The sequence below is a fragment of the Pseudoalteromonas sp. ECSMB14103 genome (genome assembly GCF_000813065.1).
In the GTDB taxonomy this organism is placed as follows: domain Bacteria; phylum Pseudomonadota; class Gammaproteobacteria; order Enterobacterales; family Alteromonadaceae; genus Pseudoalteromonas; species Pseudoalteromonas marina.
The window spans coordinates 1-6,713 of sequence record NZ_JWGY01000021.1 but is presented as its reverse complement, the minus strand read 5'-3'; the positions used below and the strand labels follow the sequence as shown (position 1 = coordinate 6,713).

6 protein-coding genes and 1 pseudogene are annotated in these 6,713 nt (G+C 37.8%); 6 read left to right on the top strand and 1 reads right to left on the bottom strand.

The features are described from left to right. Nucleotides 1–101 precede the first annotated feature (101 nt). Nucleotides 102–1,259 (top strand): IS30 family transposase, encoded by a 1,158-nt coding sequence (locus RF53_RS19035; protein ID WP_039038574.1) that lies wholly within the window; start codon nt 102–104, stop codon nt 1,257–1,259. Nucleotides 1,260–1,271: 12 nt separating this feature from the next. On the opposite strand, the pseudogene RF53_RS19030 reads toward RF53_RS19035, so the two are convergent. Beyond that, nucleotides 1,272–1,538, bottom strand: a pseudogene (locus RF53_RS19030) (transposase); the annotation flags it as partial. A gap of 359 nt (nt 1,539–1,897) precedes the next feature. On the opposite strand from RF53_RS19030, the gene RF53_RS19345 reads away from it, so the two are divergent. From RF53_RS19345 to RF53_RS19005, 5 genes are all read left to right on the top strand, one after another. Next, nucleotides 1,898–2,506 (top strand): transposase, encoded by a 609-nt coding sequence (locus tag RF53_RS19345; protein WP_082014458.1) that lies wholly within the window; start codon nt 1,898–1,900, stop codon nt 2,504–2,506. A gap of 288 nt (nt 2,507–2,794) precedes the next feature. Beyond that, nucleotides 2,795–4,033 carry an EAL and HDOD domain-containing protein gene (locus RF53_RS19020; protein WP_039038572.1) on the top strand — a complete coding sequence of 413 codons (1,239 nt, stop codon included), beginning with the start codon at nt 2,795–2,797 and terminating at the stop codon, nt 4,031–4,033. Nucleotides 4,034–4,062: 29 nt separating this feature from the next. Next, a complete protein-coding gene (locus tag RF53_RS19015) occupies nt 4,063–4,530 on the top strand; it encodes a hypothetical protein (protein ID WP_039038571.1) in 468 nt (155 codons plus the stop codon). Nucleotides 4,531–4,599: 69 nt separating this feature from the next. Then, entirely contained in the window at nt 4,600–6,294 is a 1,695-nt protein-coding gene (locus RF53_RS19010; protein ID WP_052242914.1) for a methyl-accepting chemotaxis protein, read from the top strand. A gap of 100 nt (nt 6,295–6,394) precedes the next feature. After that, on the top strand, nt 6,395–6,652 hold the full coding sequence (locus tag RF53_RS19005) for a transposase (RefSeq protein WP_039038569.1): 258 nt from the start codon (nt 6,395–6,397) through the stop codon (nt 6,650–6,652). The last annotated feature ends 61 nt before the right edge of the window (nt 6,653–6,713 follow it).

The window sequence follows — 6,713 nt, the reverse complement described above, 5'->3', positions numbered from 1 at the left end:
TCAATTAACGAGAATTGTTCAGGGAGTCGGACATCAAGAGAGCGGTGGTGAATTCAATAGGTCAGTGCAACACCTTATAATTGATTATTAATTAGGTTGTTATGACTGACTTATCAAAACGTGGTTTAAGTGATATTGAAAAGCTGAAAGCATGGTTCTTATGGCGTGAAGGTAAAACGCTTAGCGACATAGGCTTGACGCTTGATAGGCATGCTGGTTCTATATTCGGTGTACTTAAATTAAAAGGTGGAATATCGCCAGTGCAACGAAAACGTCGATTATCGTTTCTTTCTTTAGAAGAGCGAGAAGATATATCAAGAGGTTTAGCTTCAGGCTTATCTATCAGGGCAATAGCTCGTAATGTAGAAAAGGCAGCGTCAACAGTAAGCCGTGAAATCAAACGCAATGGTGGTATTGCCAAATACCGTGCAGTTACGGCTGATAAAAATGCGCTAGAGCGAGCATTAAGGCCAAAGCAATGTAAATTGCAAAAAGGTAATCCACTTAGCGATTTGGTTGAATCTAAGCCACTAGATGACTGGTCACCAGAGCAAATTTCTGGCTGGTTAAAAATAAAACACCCCGCATCATCTGAAATGCATATCTCACATGAGACTATTTATAAAACGTTATTTATCCCATCACGCTATATTTTCGAAAAAGCAGTCCTTAGCCATCTTCGCTCAAAACGTAAGTTGAGGCATGGTAAACGCTCAACAAATAAGGGAATTTATAAAGGTATTATTGATGCTAAAACAATTCATGAAAGGCCTCATGAAATTGAAACACGAGAAACTCTAGGTCACTGGGAGGGCGATTTAATATCAGGAAGTAGCAACTCACATATAGCAACATTGGTTGATCGAAAAACACGGTTTACAGCTTTGGTACAAGTTAATGGTAAGGATACTAAAAATGTAGTAAATGCACTTATTCTGAAATTTAATGCTTTACCAAAGGCACTTAAAAACACACTAACGTGGGATCGAGGAATGGAATTAGCAGACCATAAAAGGTTTACTAAAAATACGAATACAGATGTTTACTTTTGTGACCCGAGTAGTCCGTGGCAAAGGGGAACAAATGAAAATACAAATCGCCTATTAAGGCAGTACTTTCCCAAAAAGACAAGCCTACATGGCTTTGACCAACGTTATTTAGATAAAATCGCTAATAAACTAAATAATCGACCAAGAAGAATATTAAACTATTTAACTCCTAATGATATGATTAAAAACCATGTTGCACTGACCACTTGATATCACCGTAGCCTTTTTTAACATATCCTTTTCTAATTCAATGCGTTGGATTTGCTTTTTAAGTTCGCGGATTTCAATTTGTTCGGGCGTCATTGGTGAAGCTGTGGGTGTCTGACCATTGCGTTCTAGCTTTAATTGAGTAACCCATTTACTTACGGTTGATTTACCCACTCCCATCGCTTTGGCTGCCTCTTCTTGAGTATAACTTTGGTCAACTACAAGCTGAGCTGTTTCTAATTTTATTGCTGCAGAATACGTTACGCGTTTTAATTTCGTCATTTTTTCACCCAAATTTGTATGCTTATCAGCATAACATTTCTTTCTTAATGGGTGGCCAAAATCACTGTACCACTACAGTTTCCAGCGAATCCGATTGTTAACTTAGGAAGTTCGAAGTTCTTTGTGTTTATATTTTTCATGTATTTCATATGATTACCCAGTGGATAGTCTTCCCACGCGATACTAGAAATTTCTTCGAAATCAAATACTTTTCCTCCGTTGACTTTCCTGCAAATTGCTTCTCGTTCGTTTTATCTATCGCTATACCATTGTCGCCGTAATATGCGACATACTCATGGTTAATGCCCCCCCTGTGTCAGGATAGTTGTCGCCTCTAACTTTAAATAGAGGCAGATAAAATGAGTCGTCGATTTACACAAGAATTTAAAGTTCAAGCTGTTGAAAAAGCATTATCGCAATGTGATGATGCTCGACTAGAAGATATCGCTTATGATTTAGGCGTGGGTTATTCAACGCTACATCGATGGATAGCACTTGCTAAAAACCATGAACTTGAAACTAAAGATAATGGTAGTCACATGTCAACAGAAAAACGCCCTCATGACTGGAGCTTAGAAGACAGACTCAACGCCATTATTGAATGTGCTAGTTTAGATGAAGCGGCTCTTAATGAATATTGTCGTGCGAAGGGACTTTACCCGCAGTGTAGAGCTAGCCTCGTTGCATCTAACAGGAATAAGGCAAGCCGAAAAACAGCTACTTACTTTCGCCATAAAACCAAAGCATCTTGCCAGGGCGAAATATTAATTCATCGACTTGCTAAGCAAATAATAGAAGAAGAGAAGTACGTTCACAGCCCAATTTTTCAAGTATCCTTTACGGCCAAAGACTCTAATAAAAACACTTACTCTGCCACAAGAATAATTGATGAAGATAAATTAGTTCTATACCGCATTGAGCCAGATCACCATATTGGATTTAACAATGAATCGATACCAATAATCTAGACACCTCCTAGCCGTTTTTCATACTCTACTGGCGGTGACCATCTGGGCCATCCGCCCCCAAGAGAGTTTGAAGTCAGATACAAATCGACAAGCAGGTGCCTAGGAATTCAGAGGAAGACCAGTTCGCAATTCAATAATTGCTATTCTAGTTTTTTATGAAATATACATTTATTTTTACCTCAACAGTTAATTAAAAAAAATAAGTTCAAATCAAGTTAAATAAAGTGTAAATTACACAAAATAGGCGCTTTCATAGTTTGTTTTATATACTTCTAGCTTTGGCGAGGCATGATGAGAACTCTTGACGTAGAACATAAATACCTAGATGTTTTATTAGCTAGACAGCCCATTTTCGACAGCTCTAATAATGCTTTCGGCTTTGAGATGTTATACCGAGGGACACGTTACGACATTACTAACAGCAGGGATTCGTTAGGTGCGACCAGTGAACTAATTAGTAACTTATATGCCACCATTCAAAAGGGTAATTTGGCAGACAATAAACCTGTGTTTATTAATGCTGACGAAAGATTTTTAGAGTCTCCTGTTTTTTTTCCTAGCAACCCTGAAGGTATCGTAATTGAGATACTTGAGACTGTGCACGCAACCCCTCAGGTCATTGAAAATATTCAGTTGATGAAGAGTCGAGGCTTCAAATTTGCGTTAGATGATTTTACCTTCGAATCTCATCAATGGGAGCTAACTCCTTTCGCTGACATCATTAAAATTGACTTAACAGCACTTCCGTATAGTGATATACAGAATCAATTACCTTCTTTAAATAAGCTAAATACAGTACTACTTGCAGAGAAAGTAGAAGACGCAAAAACATTTAACCAATGCCTAAAAGATGGGTTCACGTTATTTCAGGGATATTATTTAGAAAAACCAGAGTTAATTCACGGAGTAGAAATCCCAACAAGTAAGCAAGTTACTTTAAAACTCCTGTCAGTGTTAAATAAAGACGATGTAACCCCTGAAGAAATATCAGAGTTAGTATCTTGCGACCCTCGTTTGGCTGTAAAAATTATATTATTGGTTAATAGCTCTCTATTCTCCTTTAATCGAGAAATAAAAAGTGTAAGAGAAGCTGTTATAATGATGGGAGTTAGAGAAATTCAGAAATGGCTAACAATTCTATTGTTAACATCTGAGTCCGAAAGTCCTTTAGAAACCTTCAGAGTTTTACTTAGTAGAGCCAAGGCGATGGAGAAGTTCGCAGAAGAAAAGGGCATGTGCCATCCATATGATCATTTCAATCTTGGGTTATTTTCAGGCCTGCCTGCACTATTGAGTATTGATAAGAACACACTTCTTGAAAATGTAACTATTAGCGCTGTAGTTAAAGATGCATTAAATGAACAACCTAACGAGTTATTCAAAAACCTTCAAAAAATTAAATCAATGGAGCAGGGTCAAGAGTCTATCCATCATATTCAGATTCAAGAGCTTCAGACCCTAAATAGAGCTTACTGGTGCGGAATAAATTGGGCTGATGACTTAATGCGTGAATTAGAACGTTTATAACTTAATAATCAATGTACTGGAGTAAATCAATGAAAAACCTAATATCTTTAATAATTATATCTATGACAGCTTTAGTTATAAATCCAGTTTATGGGGCTGAGGGTAAAAGTCATGTGCCGGGAGTGTTTGCTGGTGTAACTCACGTTGATGGTGAAACTGACTTAACTTGGGGATTAGAATACGAATATAAAATAAATAGCACGTGGGGAGTTGGGGTTTCTTATGAAGATTTACCGAATGGACATGAAGGGGATGGTGTTTCCGTAAAGGTTGCAAATTTATTTTATCATCCAGATTCAAATTGGCGCATTGGTGTTGGCTATGGCGAGGAAAAAATAGGAGGGTATAAACCTAAGACCAATAGTTTATATCGATTAGTTGGCAGTTATGACTTTCACTTGGGTGATTTCGGGATAGCTCCGACTTTAGCTATCGATTTCATTGATAGTGGTGAAGACGCGCTTGTACTTGGCGTTGCTATCGTCCGACCATTTTAAATACAGTTTAAGGTGTATCAGTCGATACATCATTAAGTAATAACCCAGTATTTATTCAGAGGTGCTATTTTGTTATCAAGAATTACAATTAAAACGAAAGTATATATTCTAGGTTTTTCAACATTAGGGATTTTGCTGTTTATTAGCTGGATATCTATTACGAGTATGAATAAAATTGGCCAAGAGTTGATAGATATTGCTGAGGAAGATATTCCGTTAACAAAGCTACTTACTCAAATTACAGAGCAGCAATTGCAGCAAGCTATCCTATTTGAAAGGTTTTTACTGCACGTATTAATGTCTGAACAAGGAAAGTTTGATACACAAAACCTTACAATTGAGCGTGATAATGTTGCTACAGTACTGAATAAAACACAAAAAGAAATATCTGAAACACAGCGATTTATACAAAAAGCACTCCCCCTATTGCATTCTGAGGATGCAAGAAATGAGTATTCAAAATTACTAGCGGAGTTAAATTTTGTTGATACTGAGTTTCAAGCTCTTACCTTAAAAGTAACGAACATTACACAGTTAGGGTTAAGCGGAAATATCAATAAAATGCTTAAACAAGCCAAGTCAGTTGAGTCACTTGAAGATAAAATCGACGACAAGCTGATAGAAATGTTAGACCGAATACAGTCTTTTACATTAAAAGCGGCAATAACAGCAGAGCAACATGAACAAAAGGCGGTCAGCATAATTATTGTCTTATTCATTTTAGCTGTTCTTTGGGGCGCAATAATGCCAACGATTATCGCAAACTCCATTACAAAGCCCATAAGTAGCCTCAATGAAAGGCTCCATGAGCTGGCAAATGGCGACGGTGATTTACGTATAAGGTTGAACGAAACAGCCAAAGATGAGACTGGCACACTAGCAAAATCATTTAATGCGTTTTTGAATGTGCTGAGCGGTATGATATCCAAAGTTAATCAACAAGCTGGTGATTTGGATAAATCCTCAGGAGTAGTTGTGCATTCTACACAAGCATCTTTAGATAATGTTTTACTTCAACGAGAAGAAATCACAAGCGTCGCTACTGCAATTCAAGAAATGAGCTGCACAACACAAGAAGTTGCCCGAAGTACTGCTGAAGCTTCACTTGCCACTGAAAGTGTGAAAGAAAGAGTCATGCTTGGTCAAGCTGGAGCAACTGAAACTCAAGAAGTTATTACGAAGGTTGCAGAAGAAGTGGCAAATGCATCAGCAGTCATTGAAAGCCTTGTGGCCGAAACGAATAACATAGGTTCTGTCCTTGAAACCATTCAAGGTATTGCAGAGCAAACCAACCTATTAGCGCTGAATGCTGCCATTGAAGCGGCAAGAGCTGGTGATACAGGTAGAGGTTTTGCGGTTGTTGCAGATGAAGTAAGGCAGTTAGCTCAACGTACACAAACATCAACAGTTGATATACAAAAGCTAGTGGAACGTTTACAGGATGAAGCTAAAAATGCCGTAGAGTCAATGGAAAAAGGTAGCGAGAGTACTCAACTTTGCTTGGAGAAAAGTACAGAAAACGCCAGCCTTTTTGAGCAAGCCGCGTTGTCAGTTGGAGAAATTTCAGATTTAAACACTCAAATAGCGACCGCTGCTGAAGAGCAATCCGTCGTTGCAGAAGAAATCAACCAAAGCTTAAATAGTATTAACGAAATTGCGAACGTTACTGCTGACCAAACTAAACAAAGTGCTTCAGAAAATAATACGATTGCGAAACGCATTACTGAGCTTGTAAAGGAGCTAAGTATTTTTAAAACGTCTTAATATATGAATTTCATTAACAGATAATTATTGATAACTGGACTTCCCATAGTTTGCTAGACACCCAATAAGTTACATTGTAACTTCTAATAAGAGGTGTTTTATGAGTAAAGGCAAACGGTATACCCAAGAGTTTAAAGAAGCGGCTGTTAAACAAATTACTGAGCGCGGATATTCAGTTGCAGAAGTCGCTGAACGGTTAGATATTTCTACTAAAACGCTATATCACTGGCGAAGCCAATTATCAGATAAACCTAAATCCGTTCAACCATCCGATGAAAAATTAAAGATCGCTAAATTAGAAGCGCAATTGAAACGTGTCACGGAGGAACGGGATATTTTAAAAACCATGTTGCACTGACCACTTGATATCACCACCGCTCTCTTGATGTCCGACTCCCTGAACAATTCTCGTTAATTGA

Coding starts and splice junctions, on each gene's coding strand:
- RF53_RS19035 (WP_039038574.1), top strand. CDS start 102: ATGACTGACTTATCAAAACGTGGTTTAAGTGATATTGAAAAGCTGAAA.
- RF53_RS19345 (WP_082014458.1), top strand. CDS start 1,898: ATGAGTCGTCGATTTACACAAGAATTTAAAGTTCAAGCTGTTGAAAAA.
- RF53_RS19020 (WP_039038572.1), top strand. CDS start 2,795: ATGATGAGAACTCTTGACGTAGAACATAAATACCTAGATGTTTTATTA.
- RF53_RS19015 (WP_039038571.1), top strand. CDS start 4,063: ATGAAAAACCTAATATCTTTAATAATTATATCTATGACAGCTTTAGTT.
- RF53_RS19005 (WP_039038569.1), top strand. CDS start 6,395: ATGAGTAAAGGCAAACGGTATACCCAAGAGTTTAAAGAAGCGGCTGTT.